Genomic DNA, 22,138 nt, shown 5'->3' on the forward strand with positions numbered 1-22,138 from the left:
CGGATGGCTCTGCATGTGCACCTCCCGATCCGGGTGCGGCTCACCGGCCGGATCACCCCGCGTGAACTCGCGCTGCTGGAACGGGCCGTCGGCGACGCGACGGAGACGGCGCTGCTGACCGCCCGCCGCGAGGTGCTCGACGCCCGCGGCACCGGACGGCGGCTCGTCCTGGACCGGCCGGCCGCGGACTTCGTCGGACCGCCCCTCGACCTGGGGCTGCGCGAGCGCGTCCGTGAGACCGTCGAGCGCGGTCTGACCGCGGGCATCGCGGCTGCCGGGCTGTCGCGGCCGGCAGCACCCGCCCGGGCCCGCACCGGGTCCGGCGCGACCGAGCCCTTCGATGCCGCGCGCGCCCGGACCGCGCACCCGGTCGCCGAGCCCGACGGCGAGACCCTGGGCCCCGGCACGGACGGGGAGGCGCAGGCCGGCACCTACCTGCTGCCGTTCTACGACAAGGGCGGTGCCCCGGTGCCGGTCCCGCTCGCCGCCCCGCGCCCGGCCCCGGCGCGAAGCGTCCGGCGGCCCGCGACCGGGGGTGCGGTCACGCTGGCCGGCGCCCTGCACATCGCCTGGGACGCGCACCTCGACCGTGCCGGGCCGGTGTGGCCGCCGGGCGCCCATGGCTACCCGGGTTATGCCGGTCCCGTCGTCATCGACGGTGTGGAGCGCCGCGTCCTCGTGTGGATCAACGAGGTCGACCGGTTGCAGCCGGACGGGACGGTGCTGCCGAAGGACTACGGATTCCGCTGGCGGGACTTCCGGCTCCTGCAGCTGGGCGGCGCCGATCAGCGCCGCCCGACCTTCCGGCTGGGCACCCCGGCCTTCGGCCTGGCGGCCGGTGAGTTGATCCGCACCGACCGTACGCCGACGATCGCCGTCATCGAGCAGACGATCGCGGAACTGCTGGACCTGGAGCGGGCTCCGTCGAACCACCCGCTGCGGGACGGCGCGAACCGGCGCCGCTACGCCGAGCAGCTGGCGACCGGACTGCCGTCCTCGTACGTCATCTGCTCCGTCGTCGGGGTGAGGCGGCAGTTCGCGCTGATGCCCGGCGACATCGATTCGCCGATCCGGTTCGTGACGGCACAGGCCGGGCAGTCCGGCGGCCCGCAGCCGGCGGGCGCGGGGGCGGGGCGGCCCGGGGCCGGATCGAAGCCCAGGCCGAAGCCCAAGTCGAAGCCGAAGCCCAAGGTCAGGGCCAAGGCCCAGGGCAAGCCGAAGGCCGGGGCGAAGCCGGGCGGACCGCCGGGCGATCCTGCGCACCACGGCGTGAAGGGCGCGGCGACCGAACCGGGCAAAGGTGACGACCAGCCGCCCGGGGGTCCGCTCGGCCGCCCGCTGGAGGCGGACAGCAGTGGTGTGTGGCCGGTCATCACGCTCGCCGACGAGCCGCTGCGGTGCGGCTCCCACAACGGCGAACCCGCACTGCTCTCGCTGCGCCAGGGAGGCGAGGCACTGGCCGCCGACATGCTCAGGATCGCCCGGCTGCTCGACGTGCCCCAGTGTGCACACGCCGGCATGTTCGCGCTGAACTGCGCCCGGGTCATCTCCTCCAGCGCCCGCGACGTCGGCCTGGCCTCGGTGCACAGCACCGTCACCACCCAGGTCACGGTGCGCGCCGACCGGGGCGGCAACAACGGCCTCCTCGATGTGCGTCCCGGCCCGGCTCCCGAACTGGACTATCTGCACCAGCTCGCCCAACTCGTGTCCCTCATCGATGACTTGGCCCACAGTGTGGTGGCGGCCTATCTGCACCACGACAACGCCGCGCTGATCGCGCCCGACGCCGGACAGGCCGGGCGGCAGGCGGCGTCCTGGGCACTCCGGTTTCTCGAGGAGATGTCGGAAGCGCTGTCGACCGCGTGCATGCATCTGTACGCGGAGACCTGCCGGGTCCTGCTGCTCCAGCAGTTGCGGTCGTCGCGCGCGGCCATCACGCAGTACGCCGGTCCCCGGGCGAAGGAGACCCAGGAGCACTTCGAGCAGGTCCTGAACGTACTCGGCGGGAGCGCCGTCCAGTTGATCGTGCTGCGGCGGGCCGTCCGGCACGCCGAGAAGCTCGGGGTGACCGGGACATTGCGCGAGGTGCTGTCCCGCCAGGTGACCGTGCACGGTGCCGGCTACGCCGAGTACGACCATCAGGAGCCTGCTCCGATCGACTCGGTGAGCGCCCGTACTCTGGCCGAACTGGACGACGCCCGGATCGAGCGGATCGGTACCGAGTACTGGGCCTTCCATGCCGGCCGGCACTGGACGGTGCGCCAGATCGAGACGGGCATCGACGCACGGCGGGCGGTGCTCAACCAGATCGACCCGCTGTTCCTCCAGGTCGGCGACCTCGAAAGGCTGTTCCGCGAGAGCACCACCGACCCTGGTCGCGCCGGCGCCTATCTCATCGGGCTGCTCGCCGAGATGGCGAAGGCCAACGAGGAGATGCTCACACGGGCCTCCGAGCCGAAGGACGGCGCGTTCTTCGCCTTGGAGGTGTCGCAGTGGGTCGAGCGGAAGGGCGGCAGGGACGAACGCGGCCTGTGGTTCGAGCTGCACGGCATCCACGCCCTCGCCGACGACCAGCTGCGGGAGTACGCGGGTCATCTCGCGGTCTACTCGGACGGGGTGAACCGGGCGATCCTGCGCAAAGCCGGGGTCGACCAGCTCGAGCACCTCTTCGCCACTGCGGGGGTCGTGGTGCTCGGCCTGCTGTGCGCCCCGCTGGGGGCGGCCGTCGCCGGTCTCGTCACCGGTGTCGTCGGCGCCTCCTTCGCCGTCGAGGAGCTCATCAGCGCCCAGGACCAGAAGCGGACCTACCGTTCGGTGCTCGATCCCGAGGCCCTGGTGCACTGGCAGGACGTCGAGATGGCGGAGCTGATGGCCTGGATCGGGATCGCGTTCTCGGTCTTCGACATCGGCCATGCGGCCGGCGGCGCCAAGGCGATCGCCGGCGGGGCGCTGAAGGAGCTGCGGCAGGCAGGACAGCAGGGGGTACGGGTCGCCGCGCAGTCCGCTCTGCGCAGCACCCGCAAGTCCATCCTGGAGAACCTGAGCGAGGAATTGCTCAGACACGCCGTGCAGCAGGCCGTCACGCAGGCCGCCGTGGTGCTGGTCATGGAGACCCTGGTGCCCCTTCTGATCAGGCCGGTGGCCGAGTCGCTGATGCGCGAGTCCGCGCGGCTGCACGGCACCGGGGCGCAGCTCGAAGCGGCCCTCGCGGCGCTGGAGGCACCGTGAGAATCCAGAACACCCGGCCGCCGGCGGGGCGCTGGCTCGGCGAACTGCGCGTGTGGGGCCAGGACCGTCCGGACATGCGCAGGGTCACCCGCGCCCTGGGACTGATGTACGGGCCCGAGGAGGCCACGAGGATCTCGGCGGCACTGGTCGAACGGGCGTTGATGCGCGTGCTCGAGGTCCACGACCAGCGGTTGGTGGCGGGCTGCACGCTCCTCGAAGAGGCGGTGAACAGGCTCCTCGACGACCGGGAGGCACTGAGCAGCGGTGGCGCGCTCCGGTCCGCGGAACAGCGGCTGGCCGATCTGCGCACGCTGGAGCGGCAGTTGGGCGGGCTGAAGCGGTTCGAGGAGAACGTGCGGGAGATCATCGACAGTGACGGGCACTCCATGCAGACTTCGCTGCGCAACCAGATGGAGGCCGAACTGGGGCTGACCCGGTCGGCCGCTCCGGTGGCCGACCGCGGGACGGCGCCGGCGCCCGCGGGGCCGCCGCGGCTCCGGTCCGGAACGCGCCCCCAGGTCGCCGCCGCGGTCGAGGAGTTGTTCACCGCGCTCGACGAGGCCCGGCCGCTGCCCGTGGCGCCGCGGCACCCCGGGGCTCCGTGGCGGGAGGAGCCGCTCAGCGCCCACGAACTCGCCGGGACCCAGTCGGAGCGGGTGAACCGGGCGGCCGAGCGCCTGGTCGGCCTGTACGGAGGCGGGGAGGGCGACGGTATCGCCGACGCCGTACGCCTGCTCCTGGCCGGTGCCGACAACCCGGCGGAGCGCAACAGGATGGTCATCGCGGTCCTGGTCGCCCATGGCCGGCTGACACCCAACGCCAGGGTGCCGTCGACCGGCCCCCACGTCGATGCCGGCATCTTCCAGGAGACGGTGACCGGGGCGTCGTACGAGTGGACCGGGCACTTGCGGAAACCGGTCCGCGGATTCACCACCATCGGTGTCGACGGCCTGGTGGCGGGCCGGGTGCGCGATGCCAAGCACACCAATGTGCCGGTGACGGAGGCGGGGAGCATCCGGGGCCGGGTGGCGGCTCCGAAGGTGGAACCGGAGCCCGGTGACCTCCGGGCGGTACAGCCCGGGAAGGGCCGGGGTGCGGCGAAGCCCCGGAAGAATCCCCGGAAGGTGTCCGACGAGGTGCAGGGCGGGCTGCCGCTGCGCCACCGGCCCTGGGAGGAGCTCACCACGCCAGATCTGATCACCGCGATGCGCACGTCGGAACCCGTGACCCTGCGCGAGCAGATCATCGTCTTCGAGGAGCGGATCGGCATCGAACTCACCGTCGAGCTGACGCGCCAGCTGGAGTTCGCCCGGGAGAACGGTCTGCGTGGGGTGGAGTGGGTCGTCAACTCCCGGGACCTCGCCCGGGTGTACGAGCTGATCTGGATCACGCAGGTCCGGCCCGAGGTGCCGGGTGTGTCCGCGACCTTCCTCGTGGTGGGTGAGTGATGGCCGGGTCGGTACTGGACGAGTTCCAGCGGCTGCCCTCCGCCATCCTCACCGACGGGCTGCTGCCCGTCCCGCTGTTCGCGGTGTCCCGGCTGACGCTGTCCGAGCGGTACACGCTGCCGCCGATCGGCACCCAGGCGTTCCGCGCCGCGGTCGGCAACGCCACCGAGAACGTCTCTCTCTCGGCGCTGCTCATCGGCCCCCAGCGGTTCGCCTGGAAGCAGGGCCTGGAGCTGTTGGCGAACTTCTCCAAGCGCGGCGGGGCGCTCGGTTCGTACTCCGGTGGCAGGCTGTCCGGCCTCATCCTCGTCACCCGCATGGTGGTGAAGATGAACATGCAGGTCACCGAGTTGTCCTTCACCGCATCCGCGCAGCGCATCGACACCGTGGAGGTCTCGCTCTCGCTCCAGCACGTGCCGCGCCCCGGCCCACTCGATCTGCTGGTCGACACGGCCGCCATGGCGGCCATGACCTGTACGGAGTTCCTGTGACCGCCGTGCTCCCCGCCGCGTACCAGCCGCTGCCGTTCGCCCCGGCCCGCGGGGTGCCGCAGCGGCTCCAGGTGCAGGTGGCGGGCCGGGCGCTCACCGTGATCCTCGTCGCGATGACGGCCGACCTCGTCGGTCTGCTGTACACCGCCCGCACCCAGGTCCTGGTGGACGGGGCCGCGGACAGCGCGCCGCGTGCCACGTCCGTGGGCGCCGATCCGCGGGCGGGCTTCACCGCCGGCCCACCGGGCGCACTCGACACCGCCGCGGTGCGGCCGTACCTGATCGTGGCCGACTCCGGGCGGCTGATCGGTTCGGCTCCGGTCATCGTCGGCCGCCCGATGCCGTTCGGCAGCACGGAGAGTTCAGGGCTCCGGGTCGAGGTGCTGGTCGCCGAACTGAGGCTCGCCGCCGGTTCGCTGATCGGGCCTGCCGACGTCGGCGCCCGGATCGTGGCCGGCATCCGCGACAGCAGCGCCGGCGGTCTTCGCCATCTGCACCCGGCGCCGCCGAAAGGGAATCCCTATGACCTCCTTGTCTAGCGTGACCTCGGGCGCCGTGAGCGCCGCCTCGAACGGCGCACCCGTCGTCGGCTTCCTCGCCGGCTGGGCGCTGGAGTTCCGCAAGGACGACGGTCACGGGCTCCCCGACCCGGACGCCGACCCGGTGCTGGTGTCCCACGCCGACTGCGACGCGGAGATCAAGGTCGACGCCGACGACCAACTGCGCGCCGCGACCTTCGACATCACCCTGGACGGCCTGCTCGACAAGGTCTACGCCGCGATCGCCGCGGAGTCGCATGTGCATGTGGTGATCCGGCTCGGCTGGCAGGACCTGGGCAAGGGCTTCGGAGCGGCCTTGGCGGGCGCCGTCGCGCCGTTCGGCATCGGCGGCCGGGACGACGACGGCCTGCACGAGGTGCTGGCCGGGCGGCTGCTGTCGGTGGAGCGCAGCCACGGCGAGTTCCGCTACCGCACACGGCTGCAGGGCATCGACGCCGCCTTCTTCCGGATGCAGCGCCAGGCCCCGCGCGACGCCGCCGTCCCGGCGGGCAGCACGGCCTTCGACTACGCCCGGCAGCTGTGCCAGGACACGGCGGTCGCGGTGACCGTGGTTCAGGAGGGCACCGCCACCGCGATCGACGGGAAGCTGGACACCAGCGCCGACCGCTCGGTCGTGACGGCGCTGCAGAAGGTCGCGCAGCTGGCGCACGGCGACGACCGCCGGTTCGTGGTCCCCATGTTCCTGCGCGACGGGGTGCTGCACGTGGGGCGTTGGAAGGCACCGGTGCTCAAGGGGGGCAGCTGGGAGCTGAGCCCGGCCACCGGGCTGGTCGACGGCCGGCCGGTGGCGGAGACGGGTCCCGGTGCCGCGCTGCCCGAGGCTCCGTTCGCCGCTCCGAAGGTGCGGCGCTTCGACCTCACCCTGCTGGGCCGTCCCGACATCGCCGTCGGTGACAAGGTGAGCGCGGCGCTGCCCGATCCGGCGTCGGCCGGCGCCGCCGGCACGGTGAGCGGTTCGGCGATCGGCCCCGCGGGCGACCTGGCGGCAGGCGTCGCCGCGGTGTTCCGCGCCGGCATGGACACGGCGCTCACCGACTACGGGGTCGTCGGCGTACGCCACCAGCTCGGACCCGCCGAGGGCTTCGTCACCCGGCTCACCGTGGCGCTCCCGGCCGAGGACGACCGGACCACCGCAGCGCCGGAGTCGGGCAGTACCGACGAGGCGACCCGGCTCGCGGCTGCCCTGGCCGAGCAGCACCGGCGGACCGCCCTGGAACGGCGCACCCACGAGGTCGGGCTGGTACGCCGTCAGGACGTCACCCCCGCCTCGGCGGACGGGCACGGGACTGCCGCCCAGACCCTGTGCGTCGACGAGGGCCTCGCCGACGCACCGTCACCGAACGTGCCCACCACCGCGGGCGCGGCGGCGGACCCGACCCGGCTGATCGGCAAGCCCTACCTCACCCCGTTCGCCTTCGGCGGGACGGGGCTCGTGGTGCCGCACTACCCCGGCATGCGGGTGGTCAGCCTGCACTACCGCGAGGAACAGCAGAACGCCGTCGTCACGGGATGTCTGTGGGAAGACGGCCAGGCGCCGGAATCGCACGTCGGCGACTGGTGGCTGTGCCTGCCGGCGAATCTCGCCGGGGCGGGGGCGGGGGCGGGGGCGGGGGCTGGGGCCGCCGGGCCCCCGAGCGGACCCGCGAGCCACGATCTCATCAGCGGTGACGGCGGCCGGGTGATCGAGGTGCGCGGCCTGCGGATCAGCGTGGGCGCCGATCTGATGACGCCGGTCGGCACGCGTCCGCAGGATGCCGCGGACGACCGGGTCGTCATCGAGCACGCCAAGGCCGGCGCGCGGATCGGCATCGACGCGTCCGGCACCATCGAGATCGCCTCCGGCTCCGACGCCACCGCCGCGAGGATCACCATCGGTTCGGGCGGCGACATCGAGATCTCGACCCCCGGGAACCTTCTCCTGAAGGGCGACAAGATCACTCTCCAATCGAACACCACGGTGGAGGTGCCCTGATGCCGCAGAACCCCGCTCCTGCTCCCGCCCCTGCTCCCGCCCCGGCCTCCGCTCCGCATGCCGTCCCGCCGGAGCGGACCGTCCTGGGCTACGGCCTCGCCCTCCAGCCCACCGGTCCCGACAGCATCGGCCACGACCTGACGTTCGTGGACAACGGTGCCGGCCGTGATCTGGCCCTGGTGTCCGGCGCCGACAACCTGGCGCAGAATCTCGCCGTCGCCCTGCTGACCGCTCCCGGCTCCGACCCGTTCAACGTCGGCTTCGGCTTCGACGGACTGAGCGTTCTCACCCAGGACCTGACGCCGCCGATGGTGCAGGAAATGCTCCGGCTGTCCGTACTGCGCACGGTGACGGCCGACAGCCGCGTGGCCGACGTCGTGGATCTCACCCTGACCGAGACCGCCCCCGGCAGTCGCCGCTGGCAGGTGGACGCCAGCGTGCGGACGGTACTCGGCAGCGTCCTGGACACGACGATCGGAGAGGTGGTGGCTGATGACTGACCTGGACGGGACCGCCGGTCTCGAGGAGCTGGCCAGGACCAGCGGCTCGGGCAAGCCCTTCGGGATCACCGCGGAGGGCTTCGTGCCCAAACCGCTGGCCCGGCTGCTCGAAGAGAAGCAGGCCGCCGCCCGCGTCCTGTTCGGCACGGACGTCGACCTGACGGCCGGCAGCGCCCTGCGCAAGGTGCTGGAAATCATCGCCCTGGAAGAGGCGCGGGCCTGGGTGCACCTGGGGCTGGCCTACGACGACAGCCGGCTGAGTACGGCGGTCGGTGACGCCCTGTCCCGGCTGGGCGCCGAGATCGGCGTACCGAGACCGCACCTGCGCGCCACCGGCCGGGTCGCCTTCAGCATCTCGGTGCCGCTGCCCGCCGGGACCACCGAGGTGTCTCTCCCGCGGGGCACCCGGCTGCTCAGTCCCGGCGGCCACGACTACTTCACGAGCGAGGACGTGACGCTGACCGGCGCCGCCAAGCAGGCCGATGTCGCGGTCACGGCCTTCGAGCCGGGTCCCGGTCTCAACATCGATCCGCAGGTACCGGACGCGACCGGCGACACCTTCCCTGGCAAGCTCGACCGCTTCAACCCCCTCGATCCGGCAGCCGCCCTGGCGGCCGAGCTCGCCGCGGCGGCAGGACACGACGTCCTGGGGATCGACCACCGCTTCCCGACCACCGGCGGTGAGCTCTTCTGGAGCGACGCCCGTTACCGCGACCTGCTGCTCGCCTACCCGCGCAGCCTGTGGACGCCCGATGCCGTGCGGATCGCGGTGTCCCTCGTGCCCGGTGTGCGGCAGGTCCTGATCAAGGACCCGTACGGCGGTCTGGACATCAACCAGGCGGTGTTCGGCAGCTTCTCCTTCCTGGAGCGGCTGTTCTCGCAGGAGCGCAGCCTGGGCGACCCGTACTTCTTCACCGTGCTCGTCGCCCCCGAGGAGGGCGCGTTCTGGGAAGGGCCCGGCCAGCTCCGGGAGCAGGTGGCGGCAGCGGTCGAACAGGTGCGTCCGATCGGCATCTCGCCCCACATCGAGAAGGTCGGACAGGTCGGGATCGGCTTCCGCTGCCGGATCAGTGTGGACGGCCTGCCGGTCCCGGTCGGCGACCCGGCCGCGATGAACGCCGCACCGGAGGCGGTGGCCCTCAAGGCGCGCATTCTGGACCGGGTGCGCAGGCGCCTGCAGACCCTCGCGGTCGGCGAACCCGTCAGGTACAGCGAGGTGCTGTGGGCGGTCATGGAGGAGCAGGGCGTCACCGACGCCCGCGCGCTGCGGCTGCGCCGGTACCCGCCGCCGCTGCCGGCCGTGTCGCTGACCGGTCCTGGGGACGGCACGGAGTCCGGTCCCCACGAGTACGGCGCCGAGGAGGACGCGGCGGTGGGACCCGCCGAGATCGCCCTGCTCGTCGACTCGCTGGCCGACATCGAGATCACCATCGGATGAGGACACACCCATGACCGCCCTCGGCACGGAGCCCGCGCCGCTGACCGCTTCGGGCCTCGAAGCGGCCCTCGCCGCCCTGCCGCCCGTCTACGCCGCCGCGGCGCGCATGCGGACCCTGCCGCTGGCCGCGGGCGCCTTCACCGTGGCCGGGCCGTGCCGCGAACCGGTGCTGCTGCTGCGGCTGCGGGTCCCCCTGGCCGACCGTGCCGTGGTCGTCCGCCCGCCCCCGGACCGAACGGGGGAGGTCGCATGGACGGTGGTGTTCGCCCCGTTCTCAGGGGCCGGCACCCTGCTGCCCGGCTGTCTGCCGCCGTCCGGTGCGAACGGAGCAGGGGCCGCCGGCGACCTGACGGTCACGGTCGACGTACACGTCGTGGCAGCCCCGGAATGCCACACGGACATCCCGGCCGGCACCGCGCTCGGCCCCGCGCTGGGCGAGGACGACGCCGCAGCGCTCGTGGAAGGTGTCCTGCTGGAAGGGCTGCTCGCCCGTCTCGCCTACCTGTCCACGATGGAGAAGCAGCGGATGATCCGCCAGGCCCGTGAGATCGCCGCCTGCCGGCACGTCGACCTCGCCTTCGGCGGAGCCCTCGACGCCTTGGGCAGGGACCTCGCCGTGCCACGGCGGCCGTCGGAGGACGACGCGTTCTACCGCAGCAGGCTGGCGATGTTCACCTCGTGGCGGCTGCCCACCAGGGGCGGCCTCACCGACGCGCTGAACGGACCCGGCGCGGACACCGCACCCAACAAGGGCCTGCCGTCCCTCGTCGGCGTGACCGCTCGCTTCCGGCTGGTCGAGGAGCAGAACACCCTGTCGCTGTCCACGTGTCTGGTCGACAGCGGCACCGGCGGACCGGCGTTGCGCGACCGCTTCCACAGAGTCCTGCGCGCTAGGTATCTGCTCGACCTGGACGGGCCCGTGCCCCTGGGGCTCCCGTCGGGCCGCTTCGAGGAGCTGCGGCGGATCCTCGACGTGCTGAGCGCCGAACTCACCCGCCCGGCCGGAGCACGCCGGCCCCGCTACCTGGCTCCCACACTCGCCGCCGACCTGTCCCGGCTGGTGCAGCTCGTACGCGCCCTCGGCGACAGCGGCCCGCTGACGCTGCACCGAGCCCATGTCGAGGAACCCGACCCGCTGCACGAACTGGGCCTCGGGGTGACCCTCGACCGGTTCGGGAAGTCCCGGCTGGACGCGTTGGCCGCTGCCGTCCCGGGGCTGGCGAGCGGGACCGGGGAGCTCGCCGCCCTGGCCCGCAGTCTGGAACCGCGGATGTCCGACGCCGACCCGCTCGGACGGTGGCTGATCGAACCGTGCGGGCTGCGTACCGTGCACCCGCTCGACGCGACCACCGTGTATCTCTCCGCCCTGCCGACCGCAGGACTGGCCGTCGAGGCCCCGCCGAGCGTGACCGTCGGCTCCCCGGTGACCTTCCAGGCGCGCTATGTCGCCAGCGGCACGGCCGGCGGCCTGCATGTGCTGGCAGCCGAGGCGGTCGAGCTCACCGGGCGCCGCTTCGAGGAGCGCCACCTCGGCACCGTGCAGGCGCTGGTCGCCGACGGCGTGTACGCCGTCCTGCAGACCGTGGCCGGTCGGACCGGCAGCAACCCGCCGTCGCTGCTGGCCCCGCTGATCGAGGGCAAGCTGCTCGCGGACGACAGCGCCGCTTTCGCCGGAGCCGTCCTGGAGGTGGCCGACCTCGACCAGGTGGTCGCGTACCCGTTCGCTCCGGCCGATATCGGCGGCCCGGGCGGCGGGACCGCGCTGCGGGACGCCGTCGCCGCGCGGATGACGGCCATGACCGACAGCGGCTTCTACGCGGTGCGCGGCATCTGGGACGATGCGGGCCGGCGGTTGGTGGTGCTGGCGGCGGTCTGCGCCCTGCCCGACGTCCCCGCAGAGCCGGGGAACCCCCGCCCGCGGAGTTCCGCTGGCACACGGCGGAGGTGCCGGCACCGCTCGCACCTGCCGCACCGGACGATCCGCCGCGGCTTCCTCCGCTCACGCTGAGCAACGACAGCAACGGACGGGTACGGGCCCGGGCCGAGCGGGACGGCCTGACCCTCGTCGTCTGCCTGGGATACGCCCGGCGGGGCCTTGCCGACCCCTACGAAGTCCGGGTCGAGCTGCCGGACGGCGAACGTCTCGACCCCGAGCAGTACGGCTACGTCATGAACCTGCTCGACAGCCTGTGCCCGCTGGGCATCGAGATCAACACCTCCGAGCTGCGCCGCAACCACCTCGCCGCGGCGGACGGTACGCCGGTCGCTCCGCTGCCGGCCGCGGACGCGTCCCGTACCTACCACCGTTACCGGCGCCGGCGCACTGTCGGCGGCACGGATACCGATCGCACCGCGCGTGCGACGAGCGACCTGGACGGCCGGCGGTGACGACGCTCCCGGTCGCCTGCTCGGGCGATGTCACCGCGGCCGCGGGCGCGCTCCCCTTCGCCGGGGCGACGGTCGGAAAGTGGACTGCGGGAACGGTGGAGGAGACGGCCGCGACCAGCCTGAAGGTCGACGACGCCTTCGTCCTCCACACGGCCACCTGCACGTTCTCCTTCGCCGGTTCCTCCCCGCCGTCCCCGACCCCGGTGACGGGCACGGCGACGGTCACGCTCTCGGCGACGGCGCCCGGCCTGGTGGCGAACGGTCAACGCGTCCTGCGGGCAGGCGATTCCGCGACGGACCCGTACGGAAACACCCTGCTGGCCGACTCGTCACGCCGTCTGCACTCGTCGTAGGAGCGGTCCGGTTCCGAAGGCCGCGGAGAAACGCCGATCACCCCGGAGTTCCTGGCGCACCGTCAGGAACCGCTGTAGAGCACCTGAAAACCGGAGAGGGTGACGGTGTCGCCGCCCTGAGCGCCGCTGAGCTTGGCGGTGATGTAGCAGACCGTCCCCGGGTCGACCACGGCGTCTCCGGTCGGAGTCACCGGATTGGCCGGGAAAACGCCGCCGGTCGGCAGCCCCGAGACGGTGATCTTGGCCACGACCCGCGGATTCGACCCGTCGAGGCGCTGGCAGTGCACTTCCAATGCCAGCAGGCCCGATCCGATGTTGCTGCCCCCGCCTTGAAGCCGGTGATGACGCTGCCGGCCGGGAGCGCCACGGTCACCAGGCCCTGGGCGGTCGCCGCGCCCGCCGGTTTGGCCGCCGATCCGGGGGTCGACGTGACGTCCCAGGCCTGCTGGCCGGCGATGCTCGCCAGCATCGGGATGACGGTGACGGAGCGGTTGACCGCCTGCGGCTGACCCAGCGCATCGACCTTCGCCTGCAGCGCGTTGACGGCACCGGCTGCCGTCGCGAACAGCTGATCGATGGCCGTCAGGTCCTTCTGGAGCGCCTCGAACAGGGCGTTGAAACCATTCGGCCCCCCGGCGGCGACCCGATCAACCGTGTCGACCCAGGTGGGGTGCCGGAACTCGTAGTCGAACGGCAGCGAAACGGGGGTACTGGTCATGGCGCACCTTCCTCGGTTCCCATCGTCTCCTGGGCTCCGCGCCTCGTCCAATTGCGGGGAAGTCCTGGCCAGAGGATGCTGGAAGTGGACTCGGGCACCCGCCCCGTTGGCCGGCGCCCGGCCATCCGGGGTGCCGCGTCACAGCGCCCGGCCGATCGGGGAATACCAACAGAGCAGGTGCGTGCCGTGGCTACATCACTGTCCGCTGCCGCCGCCTCTGTCGCCGGATCGATTCCGGTGGGTGCGGCGCCCTACGGAATCGCGCTGTCCCCTGACAACAGCCACGCGTACGTGGCGGACAGCGGCAACGGCAAGGTGTCGGTCGTCGACACGAAGACGCGGCAGGTGACCTCCGAGATCACCGTGGGAGACGTTCCCCGCGGGGTGGCGGTCTCCGCGGACGGCAACCACGCCTATGTCGCCAACGCCGGCGACGGGTCGGTATCCGTCATCGACACCACCAGCGGCAGGGTCACCGCCACCATCGCCGTGGGCGCCGCTCCGGTGGGAGTCGCGGTGGCTCCCGACGGCCTGCACGCCTACGTGACCAACACCGGTGACGATTCCGTGTCGGTCATCGACACGGCCACCGGTCAGGTGACCGCGACTCCGCAGGTGGGTTCGGCACCGTTCGGAATAGCGGTCTCCCCCGATGGCGGCCACGTGTACGTGGCCAACACGGGTGACGATTTCGTGTCCGTCATCGACACGGCCACCAGTCAGGTGACCGCCACACCTCACGTGGGTCCCGCGCCCTTCGGAGTCGCGGTCTCCCCCGACGGTCGGCACATGTGCGTCACCAGCAGCAGTTCCGACACCGTCTCGGTCCTCGACACGGCCACCGCCCACGTGACCGGGCCGATCCCGGCAGGAGCCGGTCCGCGCGGGGTGGTCGTGTCCCCCGACGGCCGCACCGCCTATCTCGCCGACAGCGGCTCGGACACCGTCACGGTCGTCGACATGGTCACCGCACAGCCGACCCGCACCATCCCGGCCGGCACCGGCCCCTTCGCGATCGCCCAGTCCTCCGACGGCCGCCGCGTCTACGCGACCAACACCGGCGCGAACACCGTGACGGTCCTGGAAACAAGCCCGAACACGGTGATCGACACCATCACCCTGGCGGGGTCCCCGACCGGCGCCGCCATCACTCCGGACGGCGGTCATCTCTACGTCACCAGTGGGTACACGGTCTCCGTCATCGACACCGTCACCCATCAAATAATCGCCACCCCGTACGTCGGGCGCGAACCACTCGGCGTGGCGATAACGCCCAACGGCCGACGGGTCTACGTGGCCAACAGCGGCGACGACACGGTCTCCGTCATCGACACGAACAGCAATACGGTGTTCGCGACAATACCCATAGCCCCTGCCCCACCTGTCAGTAACACACCCACCGGGATCGCGATCACCCCTGACGGCCGCCAGGCCTATGTCACCAACTACAACGGGGAGTCGGTGAACGTGATCGACGTCAACGCCAACACAGCGGCCACGCAACTGTTCTCCGAAGGCTTCCCGTTGGGCGTGGCGGTGCACCCCGACGGCGACCGGGTGTACGTCGTCAACAACAACGAGCCCCCGGTGGTGATCGACACCCACACCAACCAGATCACCGGCACGTTGTACGCCCCCGGCAGTCTCTACGGAATCGCGATCGCGCCCGACGGCAGGCGCGCCTACATCACCAACGCCGCATCCGACATACTGATGGTGATCGACACCAGCACGGATCGGACGATCGCGAGAATCCCGATCGGAGGGGTCCCGCTGTGCGCCGCGGTGTCTCCCGACAGCCGACGTGTCTACGTGACCAGCCAGACGGACAACACGGTTTCCGTGCTCGACACCGAGCTCGGCGAAGTGGTCGCCACCATCCCTGTCGGGATCCTGCCGTCGCCCATCGTGATCTCCCCCGACGGCCGACGCTGCTACGTAGGCAACATCCAGTCCAACACCGTGTCCGTGCTCGACATCTGAGAGCCGCCGTCGTGGACGGGTCACTGCGACTGGTTGCCGGCAGGCCGTCCGCTCTCTGACGATATTTCGTCCGCCGGCAGGGCATCTGGCACGACGTCACCACCTATGCCACGGTCGCCCCCGAATGGAAACGCCAAGCCACCGAGAGCGAACTCGCCATCCTCGACGCCACCCACCAACTGGAACGAGCCTGAGCCGGCCCCCGGGATGCTTCAGAAGGAGGCATCACTGTCGCGGATGGCGAGTGCCAACTGACGGAGGCCGTCGTCGATGGCCTCGAGTGGGATCGCGCCGTATCCGAGGACCAGACCGGACCGGCCGCCGGCGCTCCCGAAGCCGGACAGGCCCAGGACTCCCACTCCCCGGGCGGCGGCCCGGCGGGCGATCGTCCGGTCGTCGGTGTCCAGCGGTAGCAGTGCGCTCAGGTGCAGGCCCGCGGCGGAGGGGACGATGTCCAGGAGATCGGTGAAGTCCCGGGCCAGGACGGCGCCGACGCGGGCGTGGCGGGCCCGGTAGGCGTGGCGCATCCGGCGTATGTGCGCGGCCAGCAGCCCCTCTTCGAGAAAGGCCGCGAGGGCCGCCTGCTGGGGCCAGGAGGTGTTCCAGTCGGTCACGTACTTGGCGGTGCGGAACGCCCTGCGCAGCGAGGGCGGAGCGACCAGGAACCCGAGGCGCAGGGTGGGGAGCATCACCTTGGAGAACGTACCGACGTACAGGACACGGCCGTGGGTGTCGAGGCTGCGCAGCGGCTCCGTCGGGGTGCCGCCGAAACAGAACTCGCTGTCGTAGTCGTCCTCCACGATGACCGCGTCGTGCTCGTCGGCCCAGGCGAGAAGCTCCAGTTTCCTGGCGAGCGACATCGGCATGCCGAGCGGGAACTGGTGGGACGGGGTCACGTACACCAGCGCGGTCTCGGGCGGGAGGGCGTCGATGATCAGCCCTTCGCCGTCCACCGGCGTGCGGGCGATGCGAGCACCGTGGGAGGCGAACATGTGCCGGGCCGGCGGGTAGCCGGGATCTTCCAGGGCGACGGTCCGGCCGGGCGCGACCAGGACGCGGGCGATCAGGTCGAAGGCCTGCTGGGCGCCCGCGGTGACGGCGATGTCGGCGGGTTCGGTGCGGACGGCGCGGGACAGGCCGATGTGCCGGGCGATCTGGGTGCGCAGACCGCTGTGTCCTGCCGGGTCTCCGTATATCGCGTTGCCCGACCGGTTGGCGCGGAGTTCGCGGCTGAGCAGTCGCCGCCAGCTCTCGTACGGGAACAGCCGGACGTCGGGGTGCCCCGGCCGGAAGTCGAAGGCGTACCGGGTGCGCGTCAGGTCGGGTGGTTCGGGCAGCTCGTCCCAGACCGGCAGGGGCCGCAGCGGGCTCGGGGTGGTCGGCGAGGCGGCGGTGGTGATCCCCGGCGAGACGAACGTTCCGGCTCCCTTCCGGGCCTGGACGAATCCCTCGGCGGTGAGCCGGTCATAGGCGCCACTGACGGTGTTGCGGGACACCCGGAGGCGGGCGGCGAGCTCCCGGGTCGGCGGCACGGGGTCGCCCGGACGCAGCCGTCCGTCGAGGACAGCGGCTCTGACCTGCCGGTAGATCTGCCCGATCAGGTCGTGCCGGCCGGCGAGGCTGATGTGCAGTTCCACCGGGCCCATCGTAATTGGCTCCCTCCGGATGGTCGGGTTTTGGCCCTTCAGGGCGGGCGCGGCTGTTCCTAGGATCGCGATCATGCAACTCATCGAACTGGACCGGCGGGCGCTCGACGCCGCGCGGTGGATCCTGTCCCCTGTGACGGCGGCCGATCTGGACCGCCCGACGCCGTGCGCGGACTGGACACTGCGGGAACTTCTCGTCCATCTGGTGAGCGAGAACCAGGGATTCGCGTCAGCGGTGCAGGGCGGCACCGACCGGGCCGTATGGACCGGCGGAACCCTCGACCCCGACCCGATCCAGGCTTTCGCGGCGTCCGCGGCCCTGGTCACCGAGGCGTTCGCGGCCGACAACGTGCTGGGCCGGACGGTCGAGGTGCGGGAGTTCGGCGTCCTTCCCGGGAAGGTCGCGGTGATGATGCATGTGATCGACACCGTGGCGCACAGCTGGGATGTGGCCAGCGCGCTCGGACAGGTGTGGGAACTCGACGACGATCTCGTCGGGGCCGCGTTGGAGATGCTGCTGAAGTTCCCGTTGACGCGCGGGCCCGGCCAGGCCTTCGGCGAAGAGTTCGCGGTGTCCGGCGAAGCCTCGGTGGCCGATCGGTTTCTCGCCTTCACCGGCCGCGATCCCCGGTGGGACCGGCGATGAGCCGTTGGGAGAGTCTCGTCGTGGTGGGCGACAGCTTCGCCGAGGGCGTCGGTGATCCGCTGCCCGACGGCACGGTCCGTGGCTGGTCCGATCTGACCGCCATCGGACTCGCCACCCGTGCGCCGGGGTTCCGTTACGCCAACCTGGCCGTGCGGGGCCGCAGGCTCGACCAGATCGTGGCCGAGCAGATCCCGGCGGCGACCGGGATGCGGCCGGATCTGATCTGCTTCTCCGCGGGCGGCAACGACGCGCTGCGCCCGGGGTTCGACGTGGACGACCTGATGGCCAGGTTCGACCGGGCGGTCGGCACGTTGACGGAGGCGGGAGCCGAGGTGGTGCTGTTCCGGTTCCCCGACCAGAGCGTGCGGCTGCCGCTACCGGGGCTGTTGCGGCCTCGGATCATCGCCATGAACGACGCGGTATCCGGCTTGGCCGGCCGGCACGGTGCTCATGTCGTGGACCTGTTCGGGGACGCGGCGTTCGGCCTTCCCGGCCTCTGGTGCCAGGACCGGCTCCACCTGAGTCCATCAGGTCACCGCAGGGTCGCTGATCAGATCCTGGCCACCTTGGGCGTCGCTCCCGTGCCGGAGTCGGTCCGTGCCGGGACCGTTGCGCGGCGACGGCGGCGGGACGACGCCCGGTGGGCGCAGTCCCACCTCGGACCGTGGCTCCGGAGGCGGTTGACCGGTGGTTCCTCCGGTGACGGGGTCGGTGCCAAGCGGCCTCGGCTCACCCCGGTGACTCGGCATTCCCTGCCGCAGTAGCGCGGGGTGGGAGTTCATTACCTGTGTCGGTGACGAAGCCGGTGACGAAGCCGGTGACGGCGGGCCGGGCCACCGTCGCCCCACCGCGCCGCGATGGAGCGACGGCTCGACCATCCCCATGGCACGAAAGGTGGGATATGTGACGTTGCGGACATCCGCGGAAGTTGTCAGGCTGGCTGTATGAGAACGCGCACCGTACTCATCGTGCTCTTCGAGGGCATGGACGCACTCGACGTGGTCAGCCCCATCGAAATCCTCTCCGCTGCCAACCTCTTCGCCGACCGGACGAGGGCCGGCAGTGTCGCGTACCGCGTCCGGACCGCGAGCCTGGGTGGCACCCCGGTCCACAGTCCCAGCGGCCTGACGCTCGTGCCGGACACCGATCTGCACACCGCCACCACACCGCACACGCTCATCGTGCCCGGGCCCCACAGCGGCGACGGCACCACCACCGTCGACCCGGAGGTGGTGAGCTGGCTTCGGCAGAACGCGAAACGCTCCCAGCGGATCGTCTCCATCTGCACCGGAGCCTTCCTGCTGGCCGAGGCGGGACTCCTCACCGGCAAGAGGGTCACCACCCACTGGAGCCAGGCCGACGAGCTGGCCCAGGCCTATCCCGGGACCGAGGTGGACGCCGACCCGATCTTCATCCGGGACGGCCGGATCTCCACCTCCGCCGGCGGCACCAGCGGGATGGACCTCATGCTCGCCCTCATCGAGGAGGACCTCGGACGGGACGCCGCCCTGACCCTCGCCCGCCACCTGGTCGTCTTCCTCCGCCGACCCGGCACCCAGCGACAGTTCAGTACCCACCTGCAGGCGCAACTCTCCGACCGACAGTCCCTGCGCGATGTCCAGGACTGGATCGCCGTCCACCCGGACGCGGACCTCTCGGTGGAAACGCTCGCGCAGCGCGCCAACCTCTCCCCCCGCCAGTTCGCCCGCGCCTTCACCGCCGAGACCGGCACCTCCCCGGGCCGCTACGTGGACCAGACCCGGCTGGAGACCGCCCGGCGCCTGCTGGAGGACACCCAGGACAGCGTCGAACACATCGCCCGGGTCAGCGGCTACCCCAGCACCGAGGCCATGCGCCGCGCCTTCCACCGCGCCCTCAGCATCTCCCCCGCCCAGTACCGCCAACGCTTCTGACCGCCTTGCCCCAGCCCCGGTAGACACCCAGGGAGGCCGTCCGGCAATGTGCTCGACTCAGGCGTGGGTGGAGCGGCGCCGGTCGGGAGTGAGCAGGTAGGCGATCGCCATGTCGCCGAGCTCGTCGGCGTAGCGGCGCCTGGCGACTTCGCCGGTGGCGGGATCGGGGCGCTCAGCGTCTTCCCCGGACACCGCGGACTGCGCACCCGCATCGCGGGAGCCCTGCTGTTCTCCCTGGTGACAGGCTCAGGCGCCGGACTGCCGGCCCTCACCCTGGCCGTCTGGGTCGGCATCGGTGTCGCCCTCGCTCTCCTCGCCGACCGACGCGGCAGGCGTCCCACTACCGCCCGCTCCGAATCCGGAGCTCGGAACCCGACGTCGTAACGGGTTCTGCTGTTACAGGGACAGGCGGTGGACGCTGCCGGCGACCAGGACCCCGGTGGCTTCGTGCGGAGTCGCGAGGCCGCTGCCGGAATCCAGCCGGCCGAAACGGGATCCCTCCCGGCCGAGGAGTATGTGTTTGCGTGTACCTCTGACGTACTAGGAAGTCGGCACGTCGGGGGGAGTCAGCAGCCGTACGCAGCGGGCCGTCTCGTCGAGCGCGTCGGCCAGGTGCCGCAGCGTCCGAGCGTCATCGAGGTCCGCGTTCACGTACCGGTACGCGATCTGCTGGTAGATCGTAATGACCTCCCTGATGGTGGTCAGCACCCCGGGGAAGGGGCCGGCGAACGGAAGGCCGTTGTGCGTCGCGAGGGGCTGCGCACTGCGTTCCAGTTCCCGCAACAGCCCATCCCCTCGCTCCACGAGCTGGACCAGGCGGACCCGCGGATCGGAGTCTGTACAGCCGACGACAGGTTGATGCATCCCGGCAGAGTAGTGGGGCCTTCGGCGACCGCCTGACGGGCGGAGATCGTCCGAGGGCAAGGGCGCCGGTCGAAATGCCAGGGCAGCACGGGCGTGCATCTCTTGCCCACAGCCAGGCGGATGACACGGGTTACGTGCGCTCATGCGGTTGACGACCTCCCACACCGGCCGCGCCTGGTGTAGCTCGTCGGGGCTGCCACGACTGGGTCCGTTCGGGTTCCCAGGGAGCCCGCCGTTCACCCTTGGGGGTGAACCGAGCCGCTGTACGGATGATCCGAGCAATCCGCCGGGGCCACGGCACCGAAGGGGCAGTGGACGTGCCTGCGACGGAGTGGGCGCCGAGAGAGATGGGGCGTGATGGGCGTACAGCGCATCGACACCCGACTGCTGGAAGAGCTCACCGAGCAATCCGAAGACCTCAACAGCGACGCACTGCGCATCACCGGCAGCGCGTTGGACGACTTCACCGAGGCCACCGCGCCCCGGTCGCGCCACTGGTGGCAGCGGTCGGGGACGCTGGCCGGTGTGGCGGGGGCAGCGGCAGTGCTGTCGTCCGTGCGGGCCGCGGCGGCAACCACCGCGGACGACATCATGGCGCTGCAGACCGCGGCCTCCCTGGAGAACCTGGCCATCAGCGTCTACCAGACCGCTGCGGGGCTGCCGTTCATCAAGGACGGGAACAAGACCGTCGCGGCCTTCATCGCCAAGACCACCACCCAGCACCAGGCCCACGCCAAGGCGTTCAACGCCGCCGCCACCCAGGCGGGCGGCAAGGCCCAGACCGGCCCGGACCCCAAGTACGCGGCCGTGGTCAAGGAAGCCCTGCCCACCATCAAGACTCCGGCCGACGTGGTCGCGCTGGCGATCACGCTGGAGAACGTCGCCGCCCAGACCTACACCAAGAACGTCGGCCAGGTCAGCGACGCACAACTGCGCAAGCTCTTCGCCTCGGTCGCCCCGGTCGAGGCCCAGCACCGCGCGACGCTGCTGGCCGTTCAGGCGCTGCTGGCCGGGAATCTTCCCGACCTCATCGCCATCCCGACGGACGCGGCCAAGCTGCCCGCCGCCGCGGGCAGCGTCGGGTTCCCCGACGCCTTCTACCCGACCAAGGACGCCTCGCCGATCTCCGAAGGAGCCGTGAAGTGAGCACTGCACGCAACGGCTGGGAACTGCAGATCAGCGAGCAGCAACTCGCCCGTCTGACCCACGACATGGACCAGGCTCATCGGGAGACGCTGCCCGCGATGCGGGCCGGCGCCGTCGATCTGGCGGAGGAGATCCGCACGGCGGAGCGAACGAATCTGGGGCGGCGCCGCTTCCTGCTCGGAGCCGGAGGTGTCGCGGCGGCGATGGCCCTGGCCGCCTGCTCCAGCAGCGACAAGACGTCGGACGCGTCGGCGTCGCCGTCGTCCTCCGGAGCGGCGTCGGGCAGCGGCCAGTACACCGGGGACCTGAAGGTCGTCGCACTGGCCACCGCACTGGAGAACCAGGCCGTGGGCGCCTACCAAGCGACCCTGGCCGCGGCCAAGGCGGGCAAGCTCGGCACCGTACCGCCCGCGGTGGCGACCTTCGTCACCACCGCGATGGCCCAGCACGCCGACCACGCGAAGGCCTGGAACGCGGTCCTGACCGGCGCCGGCAAGCCCGCCATCACCAATGTGCCGCTGTCCAACCAGGCCGACGTCACCGCCGCGCTCGGCAAGGCGACGGATGTCGGCTCCGTCGCCAAGCTGGCTCTGCAACTGGAGGACCAGGCCGCGCAGACGTACCTGTTCGCGACCTACAACGTCATCAGCCCTGCCGGGATCAGCACCGCGGCCACCATCGCCCCCGTCGAGGCGATGCACGCCGCGATCCTGCACTACGTGCTCGGTCAGTACCCCGTCCCGGACGACTTCCTGCCCGTGGACAAGGCCGCCAGCACCACCCTGCTGACGGTCTGATGATGCATGGTGCGCCCCGGGCTCCCAGCGTGTCGGAGTCCGGGGCG

At 71.6% G+C, this 22,138-nt stretch carries 21 protein-coding genes; 16 read left to right on the forward strand and 5 right to left on the reverse strand.

The features are described 5' to 3' along the window. Positions 1-3: 3 nt before the first annotated feature. Genes LNW73_RS03020 through LNW73_RS03065 form a run of 10 tightly spaced genes read left to right on the forward strand, consistent with a single transcriptional unit; the run spans position 4 to position 12,378 of the window. Entirely contained in the window at positions 4-3,228 is a 3,225-nt protein-coding gene (locus LNW73_RS03020; RefSeq protein ID WP_250988759.1) for a hypothetical protein, read from the forward strand. Next, complete coding sequence (locus LNW73_RS03025) at positions 3,225-4,676, forward strand: hypothetical protein (RefSeq protein WP_250988760.1); 1,452 nt, start codon at positions 3,225-3,227, stop codon at positions 4,674-4,676. The genes LNW73_RS03020 and LNW73_RS03025 overlap by 4 nt, the downstream gene beginning before the upstream one ends. Beyond that, positions 4,676-5,167, forward strand: a complete 492-nt coding sequence (locus tag LNW73_RS03030) for a hypothetical protein (RefSeq protein ID WP_250978827.1) — start codon at positions 4,676-4,678, stop codon at positions 5,165-5,167. Before LNW73_RS03025 ends, LNW73_RS03030 begins: the two co-directional genes overlap by 1 nt. Beyond that, complete coding sequence (locus tag LNW73_RS03035) at positions 5,164-5,706, forward strand: hypothetical protein (protein ID WP_250978826.1); 543 nt, start codon at positions 5,164-5,166, stop codon at positions 5,704-5,706. Before LNW73_RS03030 ends, LNW73_RS03035 begins: the two co-directional genes overlap by 4 nt. Beyond that, positions 5,690-7,699, forward strand: coding sequence for a hypothetical protein (locus LNW73_RS03040; protein WP_250988761.1), 2,010 nt, complete (start codon positions 5,690-5,692; stop codon positions 7,697-7,699). Before LNW73_RS03035 ends, LNW73_RS03040 begins: the two co-directional genes overlap by 17 nt. Further along, a complete protein-coding gene (locus LNW73_RS03045; RefSeq protein ID WP_250988762.1) occupies positions 7,699-8,199 on the forward strand; it encodes a hypothetical protein in 501 nt (166 codons plus the stop codon). The genes LNW73_RS03040 and LNW73_RS03045 overlap by 1 nt, the downstream gene beginning before the upstream one ends. Continuing rightward, the gene (locus LNW73_RS03050) at positions 8,192-9,637 is read left to right on the forward strand and encodes a baseplate J/gp47 family protein (RefSeq protein ID WP_250988763.1); all 1,446 of its coding nucleotides are present in this window, start codon (positions 8,192-8,194) and stop codon (positions 9,635-9,637) included. The genes LNW73_RS03045 and LNW73_RS03050 overlap by 8 nt, the downstream gene beginning before the upstream one ends. A gap of 10 nt (positions 9,638-9,647) precedes the next feature. Beyond that, on the forward strand, positions 9,648-11,645 hold the full coding sequence (locus LNW73_RS03055) for a hypothetical protein (protein WP_250988764.1): 1,998 nt from the start codon (positions 9,648-9,650) through the stop codon (positions 11,643-11,645). Then, positions 11,582-12,025: a hypothetical protein gene (locus tag LNW73_RS03060; RefSeq protein ID WP_250988765.1), complete on the forward strand. Its 444-nt coding sequence runs from the start codon at positions 11,582-11,584 to the stop codon at positions 12,023-12,025. Before LNW73_RS03055 ends, LNW73_RS03060 begins: the two co-directional genes overlap by 64 nt. Then, on the forward strand, positions 12,022-12,378 hold the full coding sequence (locus LNW73_RS03065; RefSeq protein ID WP_250988766.1) for a hypothetical protein: 357 nt from the start codon (positions 12,022-12,024) through the stop codon (positions 12,376-12,378). Before LNW73_RS03060 ends, LNW73_RS03065 begins: the two co-directional genes overlap by 4 nt. A gap of 62 nt (positions 12,379-12,440) precedes the next feature. Here LNW73_RS03065 and LNW73_RS35815 read toward each other — a convergent pair whose 3' ends face one another. Together LNW73_RS35815 and LNW73_RS03070 are read right to left on the reverse strand one after the other, a co-directional pair. Further along, positions 12,441-12,569 carry a hypothetical protein gene (locus LNW73_RS35815; protein WP_285390505.1) on the reverse strand — a complete coding sequence of 43 codons (129 nt, stop codon included), beginning with the start codon at positions 12,567-12,569 and terminating at the stop codon, positions 12,441-12,443. Next, on the reverse strand, positions 12,566-13,096 hold the full coding sequence (locus LNW73_RS03070) for a hypothetical protein (RefSeq protein ID WP_250988767.1): 531 nt from the start codon (positions 13,094-13,096) through the stop codon (positions 12,566-12,568). Before LNW73_RS03070 ends, LNW73_RS35815 begins: the two co-directional genes overlap by 4 nt. Positions 13,097-13,282: 186 nt before the next feature. Between LNW73_RS03070 and LNW73_RS03075 the strand changes: the two genes are divergently transcribed. Then, positions 13,283-15,079, forward strand: a complete 1,797-nt coding sequence (locus tag LNW73_RS03075) for a beta-propeller fold lactonase family protein (protein WP_250988768.1) — start codon at positions 13,283-13,285, stop codon at positions 15,077-15,079. A gap of 212 nt (positions 15,080-15,291) precedes the next feature. Here the strand turns inward: LNW73_RS03075 and pdxR are convergent, their stop codons facing one another. After that, on the reverse strand, positions 15,292-16,716 hold the full coding sequence (gene pdxR / locus LNW73_RS03080; RefSeq protein WP_250988769.1) for a MocR-like pyridoxine biosynthesis transcription factor PdxR: 1,425 nt from the start codon (positions 16,714-16,716) through the stop codon (positions 15,292-15,294). Between the two features lie 82 nt (positions 16,717-16,798). Here pdxR and LNW73_RS03085 point away from each other — a divergent pair, with 82 nt between their 5' ends. The 3 genes from LNW73_RS03085 (at position 16,799) to LNW73_RS03095 (ending at position 19,284) form a co-directional block, all read left to right on the forward strand. Continuing rightward, entirely contained in the window at positions 16,799-17,371 is a 573-nt protein-coding gene (locus LNW73_RS03085) for a TIGR03086 family metal-binding protein (protein ID WP_250988770.1), read from the forward strand. Then, positions 17,368-18,135, forward strand: coding sequence for an SGNH/GDSL hydrolase family protein (locus LNW73_RS03090; RefSeq protein ID WP_250988771.1), 768 nt, complete (start codon positions 17,368-17,370; stop codon positions 18,133-18,135). The genes LNW73_RS03085 and LNW73_RS03090 overlap by 4 nt, the downstream gene beginning before the upstream one ends. Before the next feature lie 180 nt (positions 18,136-18,315). Further along, the gene (locus LNW73_RS03095) at positions 18,316-19,284 is read left to right on the forward strand and encodes a GlxA family transcriptional regulator (RefSeq protein ID WP_250988772.1); all 969 of its coding nucleotides are present in this window, start codon (positions 18,316-18,318) and stop codon (positions 19,282-19,284) included. Positions 19,285-19,341: 57 nt separating this feature from the next. Here the strand turns inward: LNW73_RS03095 and LNW73_RS35820 are convergent, their stop codons facing one another. Both LNW73_RS35820 and LNW73_RS03100 read right to left on the reverse strand, forming a co-directional pair. After that, positions 19,342-19,476 (reverse strand): hypothetical protein, encoded by a 135-nt coding sequence (locus LNW73_RS35820; protein WP_285390510.1) that lies wholly within the window; start codon positions 19,474-19,476, stop codon positions 19,342-19,344. Between the two features lie 348 nt (positions 19,477-19,824). Continuing rightward, entirely contained in the window at positions 19,825-20,148 is a 324-nt protein-coding gene (locus LNW73_RS03100) for a hypothetical protein (RefSeq protein ID WP_250988773.1), read from the reverse strand. Positions 20,149-20,505: 357 nt separating this feature from the next. Between LNW73_RS03100 and LNW73_RS03105 the strand changes: the two genes are divergently transcribed. Both LNW73_RS03105 and LNW73_RS03110 read left to right on the forward strand, forming a co-directional pair. Next, positions 20,506-21,294: a ferritin-like domain-containing protein gene (locus LNW73_RS03105; RefSeq protein WP_250978811.1), complete on the forward strand. Its 789-nt coding sequence runs from the start codon at positions 20,506-20,508 to the stop codon at positions 21,292-21,294. Then, complete coding sequence (locus LNW73_RS03110; protein WP_250988774.1) at positions 21,291-22,091, forward strand: ferritin-like domain-containing protein; 801 nt, start codon at positions 21,291-21,293, stop codon at positions 22,089-22,091. The genes LNW73_RS03105 and LNW73_RS03110 overlap by 4 nt, the downstream gene beginning before the upstream one ends. Positions 22,092-22,138 lie beyond the last annotated feature (47 nt).

It is taken from the genome of Streptomyces sp. RKAG337, assembly GCF_023701715.1.
Taxonomy (GTDB): Bacteria; Actinomycetota; Actinomycetes; order Streptomycetales; family Streptomycetaceae; genus Actinacidiphila.